This is a genomic window from Actinomadura fulvescens, from assembly GCF_039533225.1.
Classification (GTDB): domain Bacteria; phylum Actinomycetota; class Actinomycetes; order Streptosporangiales; family Streptosporangiaceae; genus Spirillospora; species Spirillospora fulvescens.
The window spans coordinates 119,023-141,429 of sequence record NZ_BAAATD010000001.1; the positions used below are offsets into that span (position 1 = coordinate 119,023).

Sequence of the window (22,407 nt, forward strand, 5' to 3'; positions counted from 1 at the left end):
GTGCACGCCTGGCAGGATTGAGCCGTGAGCAGGAGCTTCTCGCCGCGCGGACGCGTCGCCGACCTCGTGCTGGCGCTGGTGCTGTTCGCCGCCATCGCCACGGCGACGGCGGTGCAGATGGTGGAGAACAGGGAGCGCGCGCCGGTGCCCGGCATGGGCTGGCTGCTCATGATCGTCGGCTGCGGCGCGCTCGTGTGGCGGCGCACCCACCCCGTCGCGGTCGTGATCGTCGCCGGGGCGGCGAGCGCCGCGTACTATCCCGTGACCGAACCCGACGGGCCGATGATGACGACGTTCATCGTCGCGCTCTACTCGGTCGCCGCCGCGGGCCGCCTGGTCGTCGCCTCGGTCATCGGCCTGGGGGCGATGGCGGCTACCGCGTACGGCGAGATCAACAGCAAGGTCAACCATCTCGCGGACGCCGCGCTCTACCTCCTCGCCGGCTGGTTCGTCGCGGTCATCGCGGTCGGTGCCGTCGTCCACAACCGCCAGGCGTACCTGCGCGAGGCCGAGCTGCGCGCCGTCGAGGCCGAGCGGGGCCGCGAGGAGGAGGCGCTGCGGCGGGCCACCGAGGAACGCCTGCGCATCGCCCGCGAGCTGCACGACGTGCTCGGCCACAACATCTCGCTGATCAACGTGCAGGCCGGCGCCGCCCTGCACACCAAGGACCCCGCCCGTTCCGGCGAGGCCCTCGCCGCCATCAAGGAGACCAGCAAGGAGACGCTCCGCGAGCTGCGCGCCACCCTGGGCGTCCTCCGCCAGGTGGACGAGGCCGCCCCCGTCGTCCCGCCGCCGGGACTGGACCGGCTGAAGGAGCTGACCTCCCGCGCGCTCGGCCCGGACATCCGCACCGAGACCGAGGGCGACCCGCGTCCCCTCCCGCCCGAGGCCGACCTGGCGGCGTTCCGCATCGTCCAGGAGGCCCTCACCAACATCACCAAGCATTCCGACGCCACCGCGGTGACCGTGCGGATCCGCTACACGCCCACCGCCGTGCGGCTTCAGATCGACGACGACGGCCACCCCGAGCCCGCCGCCGCGCCGGGCAACGGCATCCGCGGCATGACCGAACGCGCCGAGGCCCTCGGCGGCACGCTCACCGCCGGCCCGCGCCCCGGCGGCGGCTTCCGGGTCGAGGCGAGCATTCCGCTCCTGGACTGACCTACATCCCGCGATGTACGGAAGCGGAGGGGCTGCATCCGAAGCGGTAGGCGGATTGTCCTCTCACGCGGGATTCGCGGCCCGCCACCGGCCGCGCACAATCGGTTCGTCCCTTCCGCGAGCCGACGGAGAACGAACGATGAGAACGGTCGCAGCGGTCCTCCTGGGCCTGATCGCGGGCCTCTTCGCGGGTTTCGCCCTGGAGGTGCTCATCGGCGCCGCCGGGCACTTCCTGCTCGACAGCCCCGACTGGCTCAAGGTGGTCGCGGTCCTCCCGCCGCTCCTCGCCGCGGCGGGCGCCGTCGCGGGCCCGTTCGTCGACCGGAGGCAGGCCCGCGACCCCGCCGACCGCCGGGCTTAGCAGTCCCGCCGGCTCAGCGGGCGAAGAGCGCGGCCACGAACCTGGTCGTGTCGGGCAGGGACGCCGCCATCGTGCCGCTGTGGTCGGCGCCCGCGTAGGCCTTGAACGTCAGGGGCGCGCCGCGCGCCTTCAGATCGGCGGCGAGCTTGAGCGTGAGGGGGATCGGGACGGTGAGGTCGGCCATGCCCTGGGCGATGTACAGCGGACGGGTGTGACCGGTGAGCGGCACCTCCATGACCCCGCGCAGCGCGTTGAAGAACGCGGCGTCGAAGAGGGACCGGTTGAGCAACTGGCCGATGCCGATGCCGTTCGTGCGCTTGACCATGTCGGCGTAGCAGAGCTCACCGGCATCCCTCACCACTTCCTTGCCGAGTGGGGTGAGGTAGCGGTCGAGGTCGAACGCGGGCCTGGCCGCGCGCAGCCCGGCGAGGATGTAGGCGGTGTAGGCCGTGAGATCGGGGATCGGGATCGGCGGGATGTACGGACCGGCCAGGGAGACGATGCCTTCGAGGTTGGAGGGCGGGCCCGTCGCCACCGCGCCGCGGAAATCCAGCTCGGGCGCGTACCGCGCGGCCAGCACCGAGGTGAACAGGGCCGCGTGGCCGCCCTGCGACTGGCCGATCACCACCCACTTCGACGCCAGCGAACGGTCCACGCCCCGGGCGGCGCGCACCATGTCGGCGGCCGAGTACGCGGCGGACCGCCCGTCCAGGTACGGATGGCCGCCGGGCGTGCCGAGCCCCACGTAGTCGGTGGAGACGATCGCGTACCCCTTCGACATCCACGTCGTCAGGTAGGTGATGTCCCGCTGTGAACGCCCGGCCGTCGAGGGCGCGCACGCGTCGCCGAGGCCGACCGTCCCGTGGGTCCAGGACACCACCGGCCACCCGCCGGCCGGCGGGGCGCCCTGGGGAACGAACATCGCCCCGCTGCTGATCGCGGGACCGCCGGTAGGCCCGGTCGAGGTGTAGGTCAACCGGTACGCCTTGCCCGTGCCGGGCAGCCAGAGCGAGGCGGGCAGCGGCGCCACCGAAACGACCACACCCTTGCCGGACTGCCGGACGGCGGTCCGCGACGCGTCCGCGGCCGACGCGGCGGCGGAGGGCGCGGAGGGCGCGGCCAGCGTGGTGGCGAGCAGGGCGGCCCCGAGGGAGAGGGCGGTTCGGCGCATGGCGACCTCCGTCTGGCCGGGCGCCGCGGACCGGGGGCGCGGTCGCCGAGATCACCGTCACCGTAGCGTGCGCGGCGCCGTCCGGTAAGGCCCGCCATGTCAAGATCACAAGCTGTCGAACGGGACGAGCGATCGTCGGCGAAGGTGCCCGTACTCGGGTGCTCGGGGCGAGCTCATTGTGAGGGCGGAACGTTCCCCGACCTGGGAGGCCCAGTGATCCGTGCCCTGAACAAGCTGGGAGATCGAATGCTCGCGACGGTCCTGCCCTCGGCGAAGGCCGCCGCGGTGTGCTGGACCGACTGGTGCTGCAACGGCAAGTTCTGCCGGACCTGCTGCTACCACGACCATAACGGACAGACCAGCTGCGGTTCGTTCGACTACTGCTGATCGCAGACGGTGCCCGCCCGGCCGCGACGCCGGCGGGCACCGTCGCCGCCCCAAGGAGAACGTCATGTCCGTCCTCGTCGTAGCAGTCGTTCTCGTCGGCGCACTGGGCCTGGCCAACCTGATGCTGACCATGGCCGTGGTCCGCCGCCTCGGCGCGCACTCGATCCGCCTCGCCGAACTCGGCCCGCCCCAGTCGCGCATGGTCGCGCCCGGCACGCCGCTCGCCGCCTTCGAGGCGACCTCCCTGGACGGCTCGCCGGTGACGCGGGAGTCGTTCTCCGGGCAGACCCTGGTCGGCGTCTTCTCCACCGACTGCGCGTCCTGCCACGAAAGGGTCCCCGAGTTCGCGGCGTACCTGCGCGACACCGCGCCCGAGCGGGCGTTCGCCCTCGTGACCGGCGATCCGGAGCAGATCGGAGTGTTCGCCGCGCAGCTCGAACCGGTAGCCACGGTCGTCGTCGAGTCGCTCGGCGGCCCGATGGGCAAGGCCCTGCAGATCTCGCAGTTCCCCAGCTTCTATCTGATCGACGGAGAGGCCGTCATCGTCGCCGCCGAGACCGACCCCGGGCGGCTCCCGGTGGCCGCGCGTCCGTAGCGGGATGGGGAAAGCGGGAATGCGGTACGCCCTCGGCTTGCTCGCCGCCGTGCTGGCGGCGGTGACGCTGGCGCGGCGCTGGTTCGTCGTCGTCCGGGTGATGGGCACGAGCATGGAACCGGCGTACAGCCCCGACGACCGCGTCCTGGTACGCCGCCGTACGGGTGAACGGGCCGGCCGCGGCGAGGTGGTGGTCCTGCAGACCGCGTTGCCCGGCGGGGTCTGGCGCACCACGCCGCTGCCCGAGCCCGGCGCGGCCACGTGGTTCCTCAAACGGGTCGTGGCCGTGTCCGGCGACCCGGTGCCGGCCGCCGTCGCGGACCGCGTCGGGGCGGCTCCGGGAACCGTGGTCCCCGCCGGGCACCTCGTCGTGCTCGGCGACGGGCCGGTCAGCGAGGACTCGCGGGTCTGGGGTTACGTTCCCGTCCACCGCGTCCTCGGCGTGGTCGTCCGCAAGCTCGCGCATGGGACCATCACGCCATGAAGGTCTTCGTCTCGGTCGACATGGAGGGGATCTCGGGCCTCACCGATCCCGAGGAGATGCGCGCCGGTGGCCGCGGCTACGAACGCGGCTGCGAGCTGATGACGGGCGACGCGAACGCCGCGATCCGGGCCGCGTTCGACGCCGGGGCCACCGAGGTCGTCGTGACCGACTCGCACAGCTCCGGCAAGAACCTCCGCGCCGACCTGATCGACGAGCGCTGCACGCTGATCCGCGGCCCGTACAAGCCGATGCGCATGGGCGAGGGCCTCGACCCGTCGTTCGACGCCGCGCTGTACGTCGGCTACCACGCCCGCGCCGGAACGCCCGGCGGTGTGCTCAACCACACGTGGATGGGATCGGAGATCCGCGACCTCTACCTCAACGGCGAGATCGCCGGGGAGATCCGCCTGATGGCCGCGTACGCGGGCTCGCTCGGCGTCCCGGTGGCCCTGGTCGCGGGCGACGACGCGGCCTGCGCCGAGGCGCGCGAGGTGCTCGGCGACGTCACGACCGTCGCGGTGAAGAAGGGGTGCGGCCGGTACGCGGCCGAGCTGATCCCGCCCGCCCGCGCCCAGCAGCTGGTCTACGACGCGACCGGCCGGGCGCTGGCCGGCCTCGACCGGGCCCGCCCGTACACGGTGCCCGCGCCCTACACCCTCGGCGTCGATTGGGCCTCCACCTCGATCGCCCACGCGTGCTCGATCGTCCCCGGCGTCAAGCTCGCCGGGCCGCGGATGACCGAGTTCACGACGGACGACTACGAGCAGATCGTCGGTCTCCTAGGTGTCTGGTCGACCATCGCGGGCGAGGTCGGCTGCACCGGCCTGCACTACGGCTGAGGACCCTCGGGCGCCAGCGCGTCGTAGGCGGGGGCGAGGGCGTCGGCCAGGTCACGGCGGCGGACCCGCACCGGTGGCGGCGTCGCCACCTGGAGGACGAACCCGGGCGGCACCGGGGGAGCGGGCCGGCGGTCGCGCAGCCGCGCCAGGCCGGACGGCGGCGTCCAGAAACCGGCGGCGGTGAGCGGTTCGTCGTCCTCGGCCTCGAACGGGTCGGGCTCGGTCGCGTTGCGCCTCCGCAGGGCCCCGAGCAGCTGCTCCTTGGTGCGCCCGTTCCAGGTCAGGATGAGGAACGGGTCGTCGTCGAACGCCTCGGCGAGGAGGTAGAGCACGGCGGCGCCGTGCTTGCACGGGTCGCCCCAGTCGGGGCAGCTGCACATCAGGTGCAGGTCGTCGGCCGACTCCGGGAACAGGCACAGCCCGAACTCGGCGAACACCCACTCGATCTCCGGCGGCATCTCCCCGGCCAGCAGCCGGGCGCGGAAGACGGCGCGCGAGGCCAGCTCGGACTCGACGGCCCGCCAGTCAGGATCGTCGATGGCGTCGATGCCGAGCGCCACCTCGTACGGCTCCTCACGTGAGCCCTGCACCCGCGCGGTCACCTCGTACGGCGCGACCTTCAGATCGATGACCTGGCCCTTGCGCGCGTAGGCCCGCCCACGCTGCAGCCGTCCGGTGTCGGCGAACGACTCGACCAGATCGATGAACCGCCGCGACCACCACTGCGCGCCGATCGAGCCGCGCCGCGACCTGGCCCTGATGCCGTCCTCGACCGGAATCGGCGGCCCGTACTCGCTGAAGTCGGCCATCAGCCGCTCACCGCCTCGGGGGAGAGCCGCAGCACGTCGCGCAGCTCGGCGACCGACAGCTCGGTCAGCCAGTCCTCCCCGGTGCCCACGATCGACTCGGCGAGCGCCTTCTTGCGTTCGATCATCTCGTCGACGCGCTCCTCCATCGTGCCCACGCAGATGAACTTGCGGACCTGCACGTTCCTGGTCTGCCCGATCCGGAACGCGCGGTCGGTCGCCTGGTCCTCGACGGCGGGGTTCCACCAGCGGTCGACGTGCACCACGTGGTTGGCCGCGGTCAGCGTCAGCCCCGTGCCCGCCGCCTTGAGCGACAGCAGGAAGATCGCGGGCTCCGTCTCACCCTGGAACCGCTGCACGAGCTCGTCGCGCTGCCGCTTGGACGTCCCGCCATGGAGCCACAGCACCGGCCGCTCCAGCCTCGCCGCCAGATAGGGCTGCAGCATCGACCCGAACTCGGCGTACTGCGTGAAGACCAGCGCCTTCTCGCCCTGCTCCAGGACCTCCTCGCAGATCTCCTCCAGCCGTTCGAGCTTGCCGCTGCGCCCCTGCAGCCGCGACCCGTCCTTCAGCAGATGGGCCGGGTGGTTGCAGACCTGCTTGAGCTTGGCCATCGTCGCCAGCACCAGCCCGCGCCGCTGCTTGTCGTCGGCCTCGGCGATCTGCGCGAGCATGTCGTCGACGGTGGCCTGGTAGAGCGACGCCTGCTCGGTCGTCAGGTTGCAGTAGAGCTTGATCTCCTGCTTGTCCGGCAGGTCCGAGATGATCGACTTATCGGTCTTCAGTCGCCGCAGGATGAAGGGCTGCGTGGCCCGCTTGAGAGCCAGCGCCGCCTGCTCGTCCCCGTCCCGTTCCACCGGCACCGCGAACCGCTCCCGGAATGCCGTCCGCGGCCCGAGCAGCCCCGGATTGGCGAATTCCATGATCGACCACAGCTCGGTCAGATGGTTTTCGACCGGGGTGCCGGTCAGCGCGATCCGGCTCCGCGCCGGGATGCTCCGCACCGCCCGCGCCTGCCGGGTGCCGCTGTTCTTGAGGGCCTGCGCCTCGTCGCAGACGAGGCGTTCCCACTCGATCCCGGCGAGCATCTCCGCGTCGCGCGCCGCCGTGCCGTACGTGGTCAGCACCAGATCGGCCCGCCGCACGGCCTCGACCAGCTCCTCGCCGCGATGCCGCCCGGTGCCGTGATGCACGTACACCCGCAGCTTGGGCGTGAACCGCGCCGCCTCCCGCTGCCAGTTGCCCACCAGCGACATCGGCAGGATCGCCAGGGTCGGCCCCGGCGCCGCGCCGTTCTCCCGCTCGTGCACGAGCAGCGACAGGATGGAGATCGTCTTGCCCAGTCCCATGTCGTCGGCCAGCAGCGCGCCGAGGCCCAGCTCGTTCATGAACGCGAGCCACGCCAGGCCGCGCTCCTGGTAGGGCCGCAGGCGCGCGTCCAGATCTTCGGGAGTGGTCAGGGGGGTGAGGCGGCGGTCGGCCTCGCCGGAGAGGAGGTCGCCGAACGTGCCGTCGGCGTCGACCTCGACGAGGGGGAGGTGCTCCTCGCCCGCGTGGATGACGGCCTGCATCGCCTGCGCGGCCGTCATGCGGCCCTGGCGCGGGTGGCGCAGGAAGTCGAGGGCCGCCTGGAGTTGCTCCTCGTCGAGCTCGACCCACTGGCCGCGCAGCCGGACGAGCGGGGTCTTGAGGCGGGCCAGCTCCGCCAGCTCGTCCTCGTCGATGCTCTCGTCGCCGATGGCCAGGTCCCAGCGGAAGCTGACCATGCCGCGCAGGTCGAAGCCGGACGAGGTGGCGGCACCGGAGCCCTCGCCCTCCTCGGTGCGGGTGGTCAGCTTCATGCCGAGCTTGGCCTTGCCCGCCCACTGGGGGAGCAGGACGCCGAAGCCCGCCGCGGCGAGAAGGGGCGCCGCGCTGCGCAGGAAGCGGAAGGCGCCCGCCGTGTCGAGGATCACCTCGGCGGGGACGGGCGAGTCGAGCGCGGGCGCCAGGTCGGGGAAGAGCCGCAGCGCCTTGCCGAGACCGGCGAGCAGCGTCTCGTCGGCCCCTTCGACGAGCCCGGCCTCGCCCGCCCAGATCAGGGAGGCGGGCAGGTAGAGGCTCGGGTCGTCGGTGCCCTGCAGCGCGAACTCCACCCGCCACGCGTCGGACGGGGGCTCCTGCTCGCCGGTCTCGGGCGCGGCGAACTCCTGCTCGTACTCGTCGGCGCCGGGCTCGGCGAGCCGGAAGCAGACGCGGAGCGGGCCGGAGGGACACCGGGCGGCGGCCGCCCAGGCCTCCAGCTCGGCGATCAGCTCGTCGGCGTTGTCACGGGGCTCGCGGCGGACGACGGGATCGGGGCCGGTGAGGGCCTCGAACCAGCGTTCGGCGAGCGGGATCCGGTCGGGGACCTTGCCCCGGCGCGGCGGCAGGAGGGGATGGGGCACCAGGCCGCGGACCGTGGTGTCGACGAGGCCGCGGAGCGCCTCGCGGAGCACGTGGGCGGCGGGCCGGCCGCCGTCGGCGGCGCGGCAGGCGGCGGGCATGGCGCGGACCAGGTCACGGAAACGCGCCGGGTCGTCGATCACCGGATGCCAGCGGGCCACCAGATCGCCGTCCTCGCGCACCAGGGCGGGCAGGACGAGGCCGCGGCCCGCCAGCTGCGCCGCCTCGTCGGCGAGCAGGCAGAGGAAGCGCAGGTCGGTGCCGGGGACGACGTCACCGGCGTGCTCGGCCGCCTGCAGCAGCGCCATCGCGGGGAACGGCTCCAGCACCAGGGCGGGCACCCGCCACGTGCGCAGCTCCGGCTCGCCCTCGAACGGCTCGGGCCCGAGCTCGGCGGACGGCAGCGGATGGTCTCCGTGGCTGGGGAGCGCCATCGTCAGCTCGATCCGGGACGCGTCGCGGACGAGCGGCTCGTAGGAGGTGCCGGTGAAGTCGCGGGTGGCGAACGGATGCGTCTCGGGGTCGAGATCGTGCGGGCCGCCGCGTTCGGCCCACAGGCACAGGGCAGCGCCATGCCAGGTGGCGTGAGCGACGAGCATGAACGTTATCCCCGGTAGAGCTGTGACGACCGGGTCCCGAAGGTACCAGCGTGGTCCGACAGCATGACCGCGTTAGGCTCGGGAGCGTCTACCCGGATGTGATGGCTGGAGGTCGTTGTGGGCGAGTTCGTGCGGGTCGAGGTCGAGGACGGGATCGGGACGATCCGGCTGGACCGGCCGAAGATGAACGCCCTCAACGCGCAGGTGCAGCGGGAGCTGATCGAGGCGGCCCGGCAGGTCACGGCGGACGAGACGGTGGCCGCGGTGGTCCTCTACGGGGGCGAGCGCGTCTTCGCGGCGGGCGCGGACATCAAGGAGATGGCCGAGCTGTCGTACGCGGGCATGTCGGGCGGCCCGTCGCAGCTGCTGCAGGAGTTCACCAAGGAGCTGGCCGCCATCCCCAAGCCGGTGATCGCCGCGATCACCGGCTACGCGCTGGGCGGCGGCCTGGAGGTCGCGCTGACCGCCGACTTCCGGGTGGCCGGCGAGGGCGCCAGACTCGGGCAGCCCGAGATCCAGCTCGGCATCATCCCCGGCGCCGGCGGAACGCAGCGGCTCGCCCGGCTCGTCGGCCCGGCCAGGGCCAAGGACCTGGTCTTCTCCGGCCGGCACGTCAAGGCCGACGAGGCCCTGTCGATCGGCCTGGTCGACCGGATCGTCCCCGACGCGGACGTCTACACCGCGGCCCGCGCGTGGGCCGCCACGTTCGTCGGCGGCCCGGCGCTGGCCCTGCGCGCCGCCAAGCAGGCCATCGACGCCGGCCTGGAGGTCGACCTGCGGACGGGCCTGGAGATCGAGCGCGTGCAGTTCTCGGCGCTGTGGGCGACCGACGACCAGCGCGACGGCATGAAGAGCTTCATCGAGGAAGGCCCCGGCAAGGCCAAGTTCAACGGCCGCTGAAGAACACGACCCGGCGACGGAGAGGCTTATCGGGTCAAACGGGCGCCCGGGTCGCTACGATCTCCGGCCATGCGACAGGCCTACCGAACGGCGCTGGTCACCGGCGCGTCCAGCGGCATCGGCGAGAGCTTCGCGCGCCTTCTCGCGGGCCGCGGCACCGACCTGGTGATCGTCGCGCGCCGGGCGGACCTGCTCGACCGGCTGGCGCGCGACCTGGTCGAGCGGTACCGGGTCGGCGTGGAGGTGCTGGCCGCCGACCTGACCGACCCCGCCCAGCGCGGCGAGGTCGAGGAACGGCTGCGCGCCGATCCGCCGGAAGGCCGGTCGGGCCGGGGCCAGATAGAGCTCCTGGTCAACAACGCCGGGTACGGGGCGTTCGGCTCGTTCGCCGAGTTGCCGATGGACGACCAGCTCGCGGAGGTCGAGCTGAACGTGGTGGCGCTGACGCGGCTCACGCACGCGGCGCTGCCCGGCATGATCGCGCGGGGCCGGGGCGGGGTGCTGAACGTGGCGTCGATGGCGGGATTCGCGCCGTCCCCGGGCAGCGCGGTGTACGGCGCGTCCAAGGCGTACGTCGCCTCGTTCTCCGAGAGCCTGCACGCCGAGGTGACGGGCAAGGGCGTGCACGTGACGGCGCTGTGCCCGGGATTCACGCGTACGACCGAAGAGGAAGAGCCCAACCTGCTCTGGCTGCGCCGAGATGACGTCGCGCGGGCGGGGCTGGACGCGGTCTCGGCCGGCCGGGCCATGTGCGTTCCCGGCCTCCAGTACAAGGCGGCGCTACCCGCGTTGAAACTCGCGCCGAGATCGTTGCTGCGAGCCGCTACCAACCGCATGTGGCGACAGGCCGCTGACACTCAGTGACAAAGTCCCGGTTGTGCGCACAAAGTCGTCTCCTTTTGGTACTCGGATGACAAGCGCGGGCACTCGCATACCTACAAGAATCCGGATGTGTTGGTTGTGACTTGAGTGCCTTGACGTCAGTCGTGCCAGAACGCGAGCATTGAACTTACGGTTTCGTAGGTTATGCGTTCCCGCCGGCTCCACCGTGTTGGTGACACGGCGCGTCGCACGGCACATCTTCACCACGTCGTCCAGCGAAGGAAGCAGGCATGCCTGTATCACCCGAGGCGAAGTTCCAGAACGGCCTGATGCTCGAACTGGAGGGTCTGGTCGAGAAGGAGGTCGACCGTCACCTGTCCATGGCCAAGGAGTGGTTCCCGCACCAGTACGTACCGTGGGGGCAGGGCACGGACTTCGACGGCCCCCTCGGCGGTACGGGATGGACGCCCGAGGACTCCAAGCTGAGCACCGAGGCGCGCGAGTCGCTGATCGTCAACCTCCTCACCGAGGACAACCTGCCCGGCTATCACCGCGCGATCGCCGAGGTGTTCGGCCGTGAGGGCGCGTGGGGGTTCTGGGTCAACCGCTGGACCGCCGAGGAGAACCGGCACGGCATCGTCATCCGCGACTACCTCACGGTGACCCGCGCGGTCGACCCGATCGCGCTGGAGCGGGCCCGCATGCACCACATGCAGGAGGGGTACGAGGCGCAGCACGGCACCGAGTTCCTGCACGGCGCGGCGTACGTCTCGTTCCAGGAGCTGGCCACCCGCGTCGCGCACCGCAACACCGGCATGGCCTCCGGCGATCCCATCTGCGAGCAGATGCTCACCCGGGTGGCGGCCGACGAGAACCTCCACATGATCTTCTACCGGAACCTGCTCGGCGGCGCGCTGGAGGTCGCCCCGAACGAGACCATGAAGGCGATCACCGAGGTCGTCAAGACGTTCCAGATGCCCGGCCACGGCATCGAGGGCTTCCTGCGCAAGTCCGTGATCATCGCGAACGCGGGCATCTACGACCTGCGGCTCCACCACGACGACGTGCTGCGCCCGGTGCTGCGCAAGCTCGGCGTCTTCGAGATGGAGGGGCTGAGCGGCGAGGGCGAGCGGGCGCGCGAGGAGCTCGGCGCGTTCCTGGACGAGCTCGACGCCGCGGCGACCAAGTTCGAGACCCGCCGCGAGGAGCGGCGCGCCCGCCAGGCGGCCCGGGCGGCGAGCAACGCCTGACCGCCCGCGGCCCGTCCGCGGCTCGTCCGACAAAGATCCATAACGGGCGGGTCACGGCCGGAACGCGGGCCCGCCTCCTGGCGTCAAAGGGTGTATGGGGACTCATCGGCGGCTGGGCGCGTATCGGTTGCTGGGCGAGATCGGCCGGGGGAGCACGGCCGTCGTGCGGCTGGGCATCGACCCGGCCGGACGCGAGGTGGCGATCAAGGAGCTGATCGACGACGTCGCGGGCGAACCCGAGGCGCGCCGCCGGCTGGCCCGCGAGGTCGCCGCACAGGCGCGCGTCGACAGCCCGTACGTGGCGCGCCTGCTGGACGCGGGCGTCGCCGATGACCGGCCGTACGTCGTCCTGCAGTACGTGCCGGGGCTCGCGCTGGGCGACCTCGTCGAGGCGTACGGCCCGCTGCGCGGCGACCGGCTGCTGCGGTTCGCGCGCTCGCTGGCCCTCGGGCTCGCGGCGGTCCACGACGCGGGAGTCCTGCACCGGGACGTCTCGCCGGGCAACGTCATCGTGCTGGGCGACCGGCCCACCCTGATCGACTTCGGGATCGCCCAGGAGGCCGGGGCGCGCCAGATCACCCGGCCCGGGATGGTCATCGGCACGCCCGCCTACCTCGCGCCCGAGCTGATCGAGGGACAGCCCGCCTCCACGGCCTCCGACGTCTTCTCGTGGGCGGCGACGGTGGCGTACGCCGCGACCGGCCGCCACCCGTTCGGCCGCGGCACGCTGCACGGTGTCTGCTTCCGCATCCTGCGCGGCAAGGCCGACCTCGACGGCGCGCCCGAGCCGCTCGCCCCGCTGCTGCGCCTGGCGCTGCGGCGCGACCCGGCCGAGCGCCCGACGGCCCGCTGGTTCGCCGGGAGCCTCGCCCAGCGGAGCGCGGGCACCCCCGCGCGCCGCCCGGCACGGGCGTTCGCGGAGAGAGATCGGCAGGTCACGGTGCGGTACGACGGCGCGGCGGCCTGATGTCCGCCAGATCCACCCGGTGTCATGGGCGGCGGTAGGGTTTCGGAAACGATGGAGGGGGTTGTCACGTCCGGGGACAGGATCGGCCACTATCGCGTGCTCCGCACCTTGGGGGAGGGCGGCATGGGCGTCGTGTATCTCGGCGCCGACCCCGAGGGGCGCAACGTGGCCATCAAGGTGCTGCGACCGCAGGTCGCCGGCGACGCCACGGCCCGCCGCCGGCTGGCCCGCGAGGTCGACTCGATGCGGCGGGTGCACAGCCCGCACGTCGCGGAGATCCTCGACGCCGACGTCACGGCCGACCGGCCCTACATCGTGACCCAGTACGTGCCGGGCCGCACCCTCGAAGAGATCGTCGAGGAGAACGGCCCGATCTTCGGCCAGGCGCTGCAGCGTCTCGCGACCGGACTGGCCGCGGCCCTGTCGGCGATCCACGGCGCCGGCATCGTGCACCGCGACCTCAAGCCGGGCAACGTCATGCTGGTCGACAGCGAGCCGGTCGTGATCGACTTCGGTATCGCGCAGGGCGCGGACGCCACCCGGCTGACCGCCACCGGCATGGTCATCGGCACGCCCGGCTACCTCGCACCGGAGATCATCGAGGGTGAGGACGCCGGTCCCGCGTCCGACGTGCACGCCTGGGCGGGCACGCTGGCCTACGCCGCGACCGGGCGCCCGCCGTTCGGCTCCGGCACGTTCGAGTCGATCTTCTACAAGATCATGCAGGGCACGCCGGACCTGGACGGCATGCCCGAGGCGCTCTACCCGGTCGTGCGGTCCGCGATGGTGCGGCACCCGGCCGAACGCCCCACCGCGGTCAACCTGGTCCAGCTCACCCGCCGCATCCACCTCGAAGCGACGATCACCGACCAGACCCGCGTGGACGAGCACTACACGCGTCCCGACAGCACCTCCCAGCCGGTGGAGCAGCCGCCCCCGGAACGGATGGACCAGGCAAGGCAGTTCGCCATGCCCTCCACTGGCCCCGCCCCGGCACGGCCGGCCACCGACCCGGTCACGCCACCACCGGCCCCGGCACCCACCCCGGTGCCGATGCCCGCGCCCGTGCCCACGCAGCAGCCCAAGGACTTCGTCGGCCAGTTGCCCCCGGCCGCGCCGCCGCCCGTACCGCCGCCCGCTCCGGGCCCGTACGAGCAGCCCAACACCTACAGCGGTTACGCGCAACAGCCGCCGGCCCGCCCGCGCCGTGGCGGTCTGCAGCCGCGGCAAGACACACCGCCGCCCGTCCCCTACAACGGCGGCGCGCAGCCGAGCCCGGAACGCCGCCCCGAACGCCCGCCGGCGCCCGCTACGCCCGCCGCGCCCGCCGCGGAGCAACGCAAGCCGTACGGCTGGTACCGCCTGCTCAGCCTCCTCGTCCTGGTCGCGCTCCTCGGCTTCGCCAGAATCGCGCCAGTCCTCGCGGTCGCCGTCACCACCGTCGGCGTGCTCGTCCTCCGCGCGGGCGACAAGGCCGCCAAGGGCATGGAGGGCAAGCGCACCCGGCGCGGCCCGCGCGCGGGCGACGCGGTCGCGGCGACGCTCAAGTCGCCGCTGCACCTGCCGGGCGCGCTGCTGGTCACCGCCCTCCTGGCGGCGCTGGCCGCGCTCGCGGGACTGGTCGTCCTCGGCGTCCTGATGTTCGCCAACGACACGATGAGGGCCTCCGAGGCCATCGCCTACTCCGCGATGCTGATCATCGGCCTGCTGTGTCTCGCACCCGGCAGCGGCGCCCCACGGCGCCAGATGGCGCGCCTCTGGGGCGCCGTCCTGCCGCGGACGGAGGCCGCCGTCGGCGGCGCGGTGGTGATCGGCCTCTTCGCCGCGATGCTGGTGCTGCTGTCGCAGAAGCAGCCGCCCGACACCACACCGGTGGACGGGATGAGCCAGAACCTCGAAGACCTCCGCGGCGATGTCCGCGACCTTCTCGGCGGTCTCCCTTTCATCTGACGCCGTCCCGATAGGGTGGCGAGCCGATGAGCGAGGAACACATCGGCGCCTACCGTGTCCTGACGCGCCTCGGTGCCGGCGACGTCCACCGCGCCGCGGGCCCCACCGGCCGCGACGTGGCGATCCGCCTGCTGCCGGACGAGGCCCGTGACCGGCTCCGGGCCGACCTCGACCGCATGCGCGCCGTCCGCAGCCCGTACGTGGTGGACGTCCTCGACGGCGATCCCGAGGCCGTCCGGCCCTACGTCGTCTCGCGCTTCGTCCCGGGCCGTTCCCTGGACCGGTTCGTCGCCGAGCAGGGCCCGCTGGCCGGAGCCGCCCTCCACCGGCTGGCCCTCGACCTCGCCAAAGCCCTGGCCGCCATCCACGAATCGGGCCTGGCCCATCGGGCTCTCCGTCCCCAGGACGTCCTGGTCGTGGACGGCTCCCCGGTCATCATCGACTTCGCGCTCGCCGCCCCCGCCGAGCCGGCCGCCGACATCCAGGCATGGGCGGCCGTCGTCAGCCACGCCGCCGGGGGCGCCGTCCCGGCCACCCTCCAGCCGCTCCTGGAGGCCGCCGCCGCCCCCGCCGAGACGGCCCGCCCCACGGCCAAGACCCTGGTAGAGGCCGTCACCCAGTTGGAACCACCCCCGGCTCCAATCCCGGCCGCCGCCGCACCGTCCGTCGTGGCTGCCGCATCCCGGGCTGTGCCTCTGCCTGTGCCTGCGGGCGTTGCGCCGTCCACGAGCGCGTCCGCGACCGCTTCCATCTCCGGGGTCGCGACGGGCGGTGCTGGAGCGAGGCGTTCGGGGAACGGTTCCGGGCCGGTCGGGACTGCCGTCGTCCAGGCCTGGGCTCGGCTGCTGGCGGCGATGGTGGTGGTCGCCGCCGCGGGGTTCGCGGTGATGTTGCCGGTCGTGGGGGCCGTGGTGTCGGTCGTCGCGGTCGTGCTCCTGCGCGGGGCCGCCGGGCGGGGATGGGCCATGGCGGTGGGGACGACGGTCGTCACGGTGCCCTACGCCGGGGTGTTCGCGCTGGTGGTGACGTTGGGACTGGCGTCCGGCTCGGCCGTGGGCGTCGAGGTCGATCCGCTCGCGGCCTGTGCGGTCGGGGTGGGAGCCGGAGTGGCGGCCCTGTGGGCGGCGCCGGGGATCTCCGGGCCTCGGCGGGGATTGCAGCGGCTGGTGGCCGGGGTCGCCGGGACGCCGCGGGCCATCGCGGTGGGCGGCGTGCTGCTGGGGGTCGTGGCGTTCCTGGCGGTGGTGGGCGCCATCTCGATGACGCCGAGCTTCGGGCCGATGTACGGATTGCAGAGCTCGCTGGAGAGCGCGGTCAGCCAGTTGCAGACGAGGCTGCAGTGATGTGCGTCACGGCGGGTGCGCGGCGGCCGGCGACGCGTTCGCCGGGCGCGGCGTGCGGAATGTCTCAGGAACTGGGATTTGCCAGCAGGTTACTGCCCGGTAATATGTGCCTCGCACGGCTGAATCAGGGACCCGGAGCCGAAGCACGTTCGGGTGTTTGGCAGGCTGTGAGCATCAGCCCGCGTCGACCCGCCCTGGGCGGCGCCCCTCTGTCCGCTGCCCCAGCGGCCAACTGATAGCAGGGAGGTCGGCCACCGGCCATGAACATCGTCGTCCTGGTGAAGCAGGTTCCCGATACGGAGAGCCCGCGCAAGCTCAAGTCCGATGACAGCACGCTCGACCGTGCCGCCGCGGACGGTGTGATCAACGAACTTGACGAGTACGCCATCGAAGAGGCGCTGCGCATCAAGGAGGCCCAGGGTGGCGAGGTGACCGTCCTCACCATGGGCCCCGACAAGGCGACCGAGTCGATCCGCAAGGCGCTGGCCATGGGTGCGGACAAGGCCGTGCACCTCGTCGACGACGCCCTCGCCGGCTCCGACGCGCTGCAGACCTCGTACGCCATCCAGCAGGCCCTCGGCCGCACCGGTTTCGACCTGGTGGTGCTGGGCTCGGAGTCGACCGACGCGCGGACCGGCGTGCTCGCCGCGATGCTCGCCGAGCGGCTCGGCGTGCCGCAGCTGTCGCTGGCCAACAAGGTCGAGATCGACGGCTCCGCCATCAAGATCCAGCGGCAGACCGACTACGGCTTCGACAAGGTCGAGGCCGTCCTGCCCGCGGTCGTCAGTGTGGTGGAGAAGATCAACGAGCCCCGCTACCCCTCGTTCAAGGGGATCATGGCGGCCAAGAAGAAGCCGGTCGACACGATCGGCATCGCCGACGCGGGTATCGACGCCGCGCAGGTCGGCCTGGCGAACGCCGCCACCGAGGTCGTCGACTTCGCCGAGGCCCCGCCCCGGGCCCAGGGCCAGATCGTCACCGACGAGGGCGACGGCGGCGTGAAGATCGCCGAGTTCCTCGCGTCGAAGAAGTTCGTCTGAGCGAGGAAGGGAACAGGAACAATGGCTGAGATTCTCGTCCTCGTCGACCACGTCGACGGTGAGGTCAAGAAGGTCACGCTCGAACTGCTCACGGCCGCGCGCCGGCTGGGCGAGCCGGCCGCGGTATGGATCGGTCCCGGCGCCGAGGGCGCCAAGGACAAACTGGCCGAGTACGGCGCGGCCAAGGTCTACGTGGCCGCCGACGAGGAGCTGACCTCCTACGTGGTGGCCCCGAAGGCCGCCGTGCTGGCCCAGCTCGTCGCCGACAAGTCCCCCGCCGCGGTGCTCGTCTCCGCGACCGGTGAGGGCAAGGAGGTGGCGGGCCGCCTGGCGGTCAAGACCGGCTCCGGCGTGCTCACCGACGTGGTCGACATCGCCGAGGGCGCCGTCGCCGAGCACTCGATCTTCGGTGGCGGTGTCATCGCGCACGCCCGGGTCAAGACCGGTACGCCGATCGTGGCCGTCCGCCCCAACTCCATCGCGCCCGAGGCCGCCCCGGCCGCCGGTGCGGAGGAGGCGGTGTCGGTGACCCTGTCGGACGCCGACAAGGCCGCGAAGATCACTGAGAAGGTCGTCCAGGAGAAGGGCGAGCGCCCGGACCTCACCGAGGCCGCGATCGTCGTCTCCGGTGGCCGCGGTGTCGGCGGTGCGGAGAACTTCAAGATCATCGAAGGGCTGGCCGACTCGCTCGGCGCGGCGGTGGGAGCGTCCCGCGCCGCGACCGACGCCGGCTGGTACCCGCACTCCTTCCAGGTCGGCCAGACCGGCAAGACGGTGTCGCCGCAGCTCTACATCGCGGTCGGCATCTCCGGCGCCATCCAGCACCGGGCCGGCATGCAGACCTCGAAGACGATCATCGCGATCAACAAGGACGCCGAGGCCCCGATCTTCGAGCTCGTGGACTACGGCGTCGTGGGCGACCTGTTCCAGGTCGCGCCGCAGCTCACCGAGGAGATCAACAAGCGCAAGTAGGCGCCACCGGTCGACTCCGGACGCCCCGCCACCCGCATCAGCGGGCGGCGGGGCGTTCGCCGTTCAGGAGCTCAGGACCGGATGGGGGACGGGGCCGTGGCGGGCTTGTACGGGGGAACGCGGTCAGGCCGCGACGGGCTCGCGGTCGCCGCCGACAGGAGCGGCGGCGGTCTCGCCCACGGCGTCGAGGGCGTCGGCGGCGTGCCCGGCGGTGCCGCCGGAGACCGCGACGTCACCCGCGCCGAGCGGCACGAAGCGCGCCCCGAAGGCGATCATCAGGGCGAGCACGACGACGATTCCGACGCCGAGCCGCAGCGACGTGGCGTCCGACAGGAAGCCCACCACGACCGGGCCGAGCAGGAGCCCGCCGTACCCCATCGCCCCGACCTGGGCGACCGCGGCGGCGGACTGGCCGGGCGCGGCCGAGCCGGCCAGCGAGATGGTGGTCGGGACGACCGTGCAGACCATCAGCCCGGTGAGGAAGAACCCGGCGATGGCGAACGGCGCGGACGGCGCCAGCACGACGACCGTCATGCCGAGCGCGGTGCCGGCTCCGGCGGCGGTCAGCAGGCGCCGGGTGCCGAGCCGGGTCCGCAGCCGGTCGCCGGTCAGCCGGCCGATCAGCATGGCGAGCTCGAACATCGGGTAGCCGAGCGCCGCCACCGCCTGGGTGGCGCCGAGCTCGTCGTGCAGCAGCAGGCCGCTCCAGTCGGCGATCGACCCCTCGGCCATGAACGCGATGAACGCGAGCACGCCGACCAGGTAGACCGCGACGGGCATCCGGGCACGCCGCCCGCCGCCAGCCGGGACGGCCGCGGGCGGGTCGGCCAGGTAGGTGCGGCCCAGCGCCAGCCCGAGCGGCAGCGCGACGATCGCGGCGACCAGGACGGTCGCCGTGAAGCCGAGCCCGGCGGCGGCGGTCGCGACGCCGAAGAGCCCGCCGCTCATGGCGCCGACGCACCAGCCGGCGTGCATGCCGCTCATGATCGGCCGCCGGTGGGCCTGCTCGACGACGGTGCCCTGCGCGTTCATCGCGATGTCGGTGATGCCGAACGTCATGCCGAACAGCGCGACCGCCATCAGCAGCGTCCCGTAGGTGGGGGCGAGCGCGACGAAGACGTACGAGGCGCCGGTCAGCGGGAGGGCGACCCGCAGCACCGACCGGCTGCCGGCCCGCGCGATGACGGCGCGCAGCCCCTGCATCGCCACGATGGCGCCGAGCCCCCAGATGAGGACCACTATGCCGATCTCGCTCTCGCTGGTGCCGAACTTGGCTGCCAGGGCGGGCATACGGGCCACCCACACGCCGCAGAGCAGACCTGCCAGCGCGAAGGTCAGGAACGTTCCAAGGCGAGCGCGGAACAGCATGGTTCACCTCTTTCATCTCTTGGCGGGGCGTGCGCGCACGGCGCGGCCCCGGACGCAGGGGGAAGCCGTGCGCGGTGGCCGGAGACGGTCGTGTGCGCACGGCGTGGTGGTCGGTCGTTGTGATCAGGACGTGGACGAGACGGGGCCGGCGTGCGGCCCGGCCCCCGCCGTCAGCGTTCGAGCAGGGCCAGCAGCCGCTCTCTCAGCGCCGCGAGCTCGGCCTCGCCGTAGAGCTCGGGACTGTGGCTCATCACTTCCCAGAGGCCCTCGGCCGCCAGCCGGACGATCGTGCCGGTGACGGGGTCGCGGTCCTCCGCCGGGTCGCGCCGGTGCCAGCGCGCCATCGCCTCGTTGAGCGGCTCGGCCAGCTCCGGGTCGGTGGCGGCGGCCGTGATGGCCGACCATCGCCGGTAGGTGCGGGCGCCGTCGGTGAACACCTTGAACGTCGCCTCGACGTAGGCCCGGCTGTAGGAGCCGGGCGACCCGTCGTACGTCTGGCCGATCAGGTCGTCGAACTCCTCGATGACCCGCGTCACCAGCGCCTTGACCAGGGCTTCCTTGGTGGGGAAGTGGTAGAGCAGCCCACCCTTGCTCACGCCCGCGCGGTCGGCGACCGCGGTGAGCGTGAGGGCCTGCGTGCCGTGCTCGCTGAGCACGGCCTCGGCGGCGTCGAGGAGGGCGTCCTTCTTCATGGCCCCTCTACTGTACCGACCGGACGGTACAGTTTCAACCGTCCGAAATGTGACCCGCCGCACCGCGCGCGGAAGGAACCGGCGCCGCGCGGATAGTGTTGAGCGCGTGGTGACCTACCTCGATCATGCGGCGACGACCCCGATGCGCCCCGAGGCCATCGCCGCGATGACGGCGGAGCTGGGCGAGCTGGGCAACCCGTCCTCACTGCACGCCGTGGGCCGCCGGGCCCGCCGGGTGGTGGAGGAGTCCCGAGAGATCATCGCGGAGGCCTTTGACGCCCGGCCGAGCGAGGTGATCTTCACCTCCGGCGGCACCGAGGCCGACAACCTCGCGGTCAAGGGGATCTTCTGGGCCCGCCGGGGCGCCGACCCCGCCCGTACCCGGGTGCTGGCGGCCGCCATCGAGCACCACGCGGTGCTCGACACCGTGCAGTGGCTGGCCGACCACGAGGGCGCCAAGATCGAGTGGCTGCCCTGCGACGAGCTCGGCCGGGTCGGCCCGGAGACGCTGCGCGCCGCGATCGGCGCCAACCCCGGCGACGTGGCGCTCGTGACGGTCATGTGGGCCAACAACGAGGTCGGCACCGTCCAGCCCGTCGCCGAGCTGGCGGCGATCGCCCGCGAGCACGACATCCCGTTCCACACCGACGCGGTCCAGGCCGCCGCCCACCTGCCGGTCGGCTTCGCCGCCAGCGGCGCGCACGCGCTCGCTCTCAGCGGCCACAAGCTCGGCGGCCCGCTCGGCGTCGGCGTCCTGCTGCTGGGCAAGGGCGTGGACCCGGTCCCCGTCCTGCACGGCGGCGGTCAGGAACGCGACGTCCGGTCCGGGACGCTCGACACCCCGGCCATCGCCGGGCTCGCGGCAGCGGTCCAGGCCACTACCGCCCACCGCGACGAGCAGGCCCGCCGGCTGGCCGCGCTGCGCGACCGCCTGATCGGCGAGGTCCGCGCGGCGGTGCCGGGCGCGATCCTGAACGGCGATCCCGACGACCGGCTGCCCGGCAACGCGCACTTCTCGTTCCCCGGCTGCGAGGGCGACGCGCTCCTCATGCTGCTGGACGCGCGCGGCATCGAGTGCTCCACCGGCTCGGCCTGCTCGGCGGGGGTCTCGCAGCCGAGCCACGTGCTGCTCGCCATGGGCGCCGACCCCGCCCGCGCCCGCGGCTCCCTGCGGTTCACGCTCGGCCACACCTCGACCGACGCCGACGTCACCGCGCTTGCCGAGGCGATCGCCCCCGCCGTCGAACGAGCCCGCCGCGCCGGGCTGACCTGACCTGACCTGACCAAGCCAAGCCGCGTGGTCGGCTGAGCCGCGCGGGCCCGGGTGGGCGGAGGGGCCCGCGCGGCGGTCTAGCGGAGGAACTGGCGGCTCCGGTCGAGCAGCCCCCGGGCCTTGAGCTCGGCGCGCAGCGGGATCTCGTCGTCCCAGACGCCGCCCAGTTCCCGCGAGATCCCGAAGTAGGTCGCCGTCCCGTCCCCGTCGCCGAGGAGCTGGCGGCGCAGCGGGCTGAGCCCGCGCCACCAGTCGCTGTGACGGTCGATGGCGACGTCGTCGTACCAGCGGATCCAGCGGTAGGTGTAGCAGAGGAAGATCATCTTCCGGGTGACGGTGGAGTGGTTGAGCGACCGGGAGTGCCACAGGCGGCGGTCGAAGATGAACGCGTCGCCGGGGTTCGCCCTCAGCTCGACCGTGCCCGGAGGCGGCGGGTGGACGCCGCCGGGTCCCGGCTCGGTGCGGTCCAGGGTGTTGCTCAGGTGGGCACCCGGCAGGACGAGGGTGCCCCCGCGGCCCTCCTCCGACAGGTCGCTCAGCACGTACGCGACCTTGATGGACAGCATCGGCCGCGGGTCCATGTCCAGGTCGGCGTTCTGCCGCTTGCCGTCCTGGTGCCACAGCCAGCCGGGCGCGGGCGGGTCGAGGACGGGCGGGTTGACGTCGACGTGGCTGTGGTTGACGTAGATGTTCCAGCCGAGGTGGCCCCACAGGTGCCGGAACGTCGCGGGCAGATCCAGCAGTTCGAGGAAGGTCTCGTCGCGCAGCACCCCGCCGAGCGCGTGGATCTCCCCGTTCGGGCCGAGGCGCCCCGCCCTGCGTTCGGCGTCGTAGACCCGGTCGACCGCCTCCTCCATCCGGGCCCGCCTGGGTTCGTCCAGCGCCCTCGGTATCAGGAGACAGCCCTGGTCCTCGAACGTGCGCCGCTCCTCCTCGCTGATGGCCGTGTAGGGTCCGGCGACCTCCCGGTCCGTCATCTGGGTCATGAGCACGCTCCTCGATG

The 22,407-nt window shown here is 72.8% G+C and carries 21 protein-coding genes; 15 read left to right on the plus strand and 6 right to left on the minus strand.

Annotated elements, in window-relative coordinates; translation table 11 throughout:
• Positions 1-24 precede the first annotated feature (24 nt).
• Entirely contained in the window at positions 25-1,161 is a 1,137-nt protein-coding gene (locus ABD333_RS00535; protein ID WP_344536596.1) for a sensor histidine kinase, read from the plus strand.
• A gap of 139 nt (positions 1,162-1,300) precedes the next feature.
• Positions 1,301-1,522 (plus strand): DUF5957 family protein, encoded by a 222-nt coding sequence (locus ABD333_RS00540; protein WP_344536598.1) that lies wholly within the window; start codon positions 1,301-1,303, stop codon positions 1,520-1,522.
• A 13-nt stretch (positions 1,523-1,535) separates the two neighbouring features.
• Here ABD333_RS00540 and ABD333_RS00545 read toward each other — a convergent pair whose 3' ends face one another.
• Positions 1,536-2,693, minus strand: a complete 1,158-nt coding sequence (locus ABD333_RS00545; RefSeq protein WP_344536599.1) for a lipase family protein — start codon at positions 2,691-2,693, stop codon at positions 1,536-1,538.
• A gap of 246 nt (positions 2,694-2,939) precedes the next feature.
• Between ABD333_RS00545 and ABD333_RS00550 the strand changes: the two genes are divergently transcribed.
• The 4 genes from ABD333_RS00550 to ABD333_RS00565 all read left to right on the plus strand — a co-directional run bounded on the left by ABD333_RS00550 (position 2,940) and on the right by ABD333_RS00565 (position 4,998).
• Complete coding sequence (locus ABD333_RS00550) at positions 2,940-3,080, plus strand: hypothetical protein (RefSeq protein ID WP_344536600.1); 141 nt, start codon at positions 2,940-2,942, stop codon at positions 3,078-3,080.
• A 64-nt stretch (positions 3,081-3,144) separates the two neighbouring features.
• Positions 3,145-3,675, plus strand: a complete 531-nt coding sequence (locus tag ABD333_RS00555; RefSeq protein WP_344536601.1) for a TlpA family protein disulfide reductase — start codon at positions 3,145-3,147, stop codon at positions 3,673-3,675.
• 4 nt (positions 3,676-3,679) lie between these two features.
• Positions 3,680-4,159, plus strand: coding sequence for a S26 family signal peptidase (locus tag ABD333_RS00560; protein ID WP_344536602.1), 480 nt, complete (start codon positions 3,680-3,682; stop codon positions 4,157-4,159).
• Complete coding sequence (locus ABD333_RS00565; protein WP_344536604.1) at positions 4,156-4,998, plus strand: M55 family metallopeptidase; 843 nt, start codon at positions 4,156-4,158, stop codon at positions 4,996-4,998. The genes ABD333_RS00560 and ABD333_RS00565 overlap by 4 nt, the downstream gene beginning before the upstream one ends.
• Here the strand turns inward: ABD333_RS00565 and ABD333_RS00570 are convergent.
• Positions 4,989-5,807 carry an SWIM zinc finger family protein gene (locus ABD333_RS00570; protein ID WP_344536606.1) on the minus strand — a complete coding sequence of 273 codons (819 nt, stop codon included), beginning with the start codon at positions 5,805-5,807 and terminating at the stop codon, positions 4,989-4,991. The genes ABD333_RS00565 and ABD333_RS00570 overlap by 10 nt on opposite strands.
• Positions 5,807-8,827, minus strand: coding sequence for a DEAD/DEAH box helicase (locus ABD333_RS00575; protein ID WP_344536608.1), 3,021 nt, complete (start codon positions 8,825-8,827; stop codon positions 5,807-5,809). Before ABD333_RS00575 ends, ABD333_RS00570 begins: the two co-directional genes overlap by 1 nt.
• 117 nt (positions 8,828-8,944) lie before the next feature.
• On the opposite strand from ABD333_RS00575, the gene ABD333_RS00580 reads away from it, so the two are divergent.
• The 8 genes from ABD333_RS00580 to ABD333_RS00615 all read left to right on the plus strand — a co-directional run bounded on the left by ABD333_RS00580 (position 8,945) and on the right by ABD333_RS00615 (position 18,071).
• A complete protein-coding gene (locus ABD333_RS00580) occupies positions 8,945-9,727 on the plus strand; it encodes an enoyl-CoA hydratase/isomerase family protein (protein ID WP_344536610.1) in 783 nt (260 codons plus the stop codon).
• 69 nt (positions 9,728-9,796) lie between these two features.
• On the plus strand, positions 9,797-10,591 hold the full coding sequence (locus ABD333_RS00585; protein ID WP_344536611.1) for an SDR family NAD(P)-dependent oxidoreductase: 795 nt from the start codon (positions 9,797-9,799) through the stop codon (positions 10,589-10,591).
• 248 nt (positions 10,592-10,839) lie between these two features.
• A complete protein-coding gene (locus ABD333_RS00590; protein WP_344536613.1) occupies positions 10,840-11,799 on the plus strand; it encodes an acyl-ACP desaturase in 960 nt (319 codons plus the stop codon).
• Positions 11,800-11,893: 94 nt separating this feature from the next.
• Entirely contained in the window at positions 11,894-12,766 is an 873-nt protein-coding gene (locus ABD333_RS00595) for a serine/threonine-protein kinase (protein ID WP_344536614.1), read from the plus strand.
• A 51-nt stretch (positions 12,767-12,817) separates the two neighbouring features.
• Positions 12,818-14,716: a serine/threonine-protein kinase gene (locus ABD333_RS00600; protein ID WP_344536616.1), complete on the plus strand. Its 1,899-nt coding sequence runs from the start codon at positions 12,818-12,820 to the stop codon at positions 14,714-14,716.
• 26 nt (positions 14,717-14,742) lie between these two features.
• Positions 14,743-16,059 carry a protein kinase domain-containing protein gene (locus tag ABD333_RS00605; protein ID WP_344536618.1) on the plus strand — a complete coding sequence of 439 codons (1,317 nt, stop codon included), beginning with the start codon at positions 14,743-14,745 and terminating at the stop codon, positions 16,057-16,059.
• Positions 16,060-16,319: 260 nt separating this feature from the next.
• The gene (locus ABD333_RS00610) at positions 16,320-17,099 is read left to right on the plus strand and encodes an electron transfer flavoprotein subunit beta/FixA family protein (protein ID WP_344536620.1); all 780 of its coding nucleotides are present in this window, start codon (positions 16,320-16,322) and stop codon (positions 17,097-17,099) included.
• Positions 17,100-17,120: 21 nt separating this feature from the next.
• Complete coding sequence (locus ABD333_RS00615) at positions 17,121-18,071, plus strand: electron transfer flavoprotein subunit alpha/FixB family protein (RefSeq protein ID WP_344536623.1); 951 nt, start codon at positions 17,121-17,123, stop codon at positions 18,069-18,071.
• Positions 18,072-18,194: 123 nt separating this feature from the next.
• Here ABD333_RS00615 and ABD333_RS00620 read toward each other — a convergent pair whose 3' ends face one another.
• Together ABD333_RS00620 and ABD333_RS00625 are read right to left on the minus strand one after the other, a co-directional pair.
• A complete protein-coding gene (locus tag ABD333_RS00620; RefSeq protein WP_344536625.1) occupies positions 18,195-19,439 on the minus strand; it encodes an MFS transporter in 1,245 nt (414 codons plus the stop codon).
• Between the two features lie 170 nt (positions 19,440-19,609).
• A complete protein-coding gene (locus tag ABD333_RS00625) occupies positions 19,610-20,131 on the minus strand; it encodes a TetR/AcrR family transcriptional regulator (RefSeq protein WP_344536626.1) in 522 nt (173 codons plus the stop codon).
• 109 nt (positions 20,132-20,240) lie between these two features.
• Between ABD333_RS00625 and ABD333_RS00630 the strand changes: the two genes are divergently transcribed.
• A complete protein-coding gene (locus tag ABD333_RS00630; RefSeq protein WP_344538777.1) occupies positions 20,241-21,404 on the plus strand; it encodes a cysteine desulfurase family protein in 1,164 nt (387 codons plus the stop codon).
• Positions 21,405-21,481: 77 nt separating this feature from the next.
• On the opposite strand, the gene ABD333_RS00635 is transcribed toward ABD333_RS00630, so the two are convergent.
• Complete coding sequence (locus tag ABD333_RS00635) at positions 21,482-22,390, minus strand: phytanoyl-CoA dioxygenase family protein (RefSeq protein ID WP_344536628.1); 909 nt, start codon at positions 22,388-22,390, stop codon at positions 21,482-21,484.
• Positions 22,391-22,407: the final 17 nt, after the last annotated feature.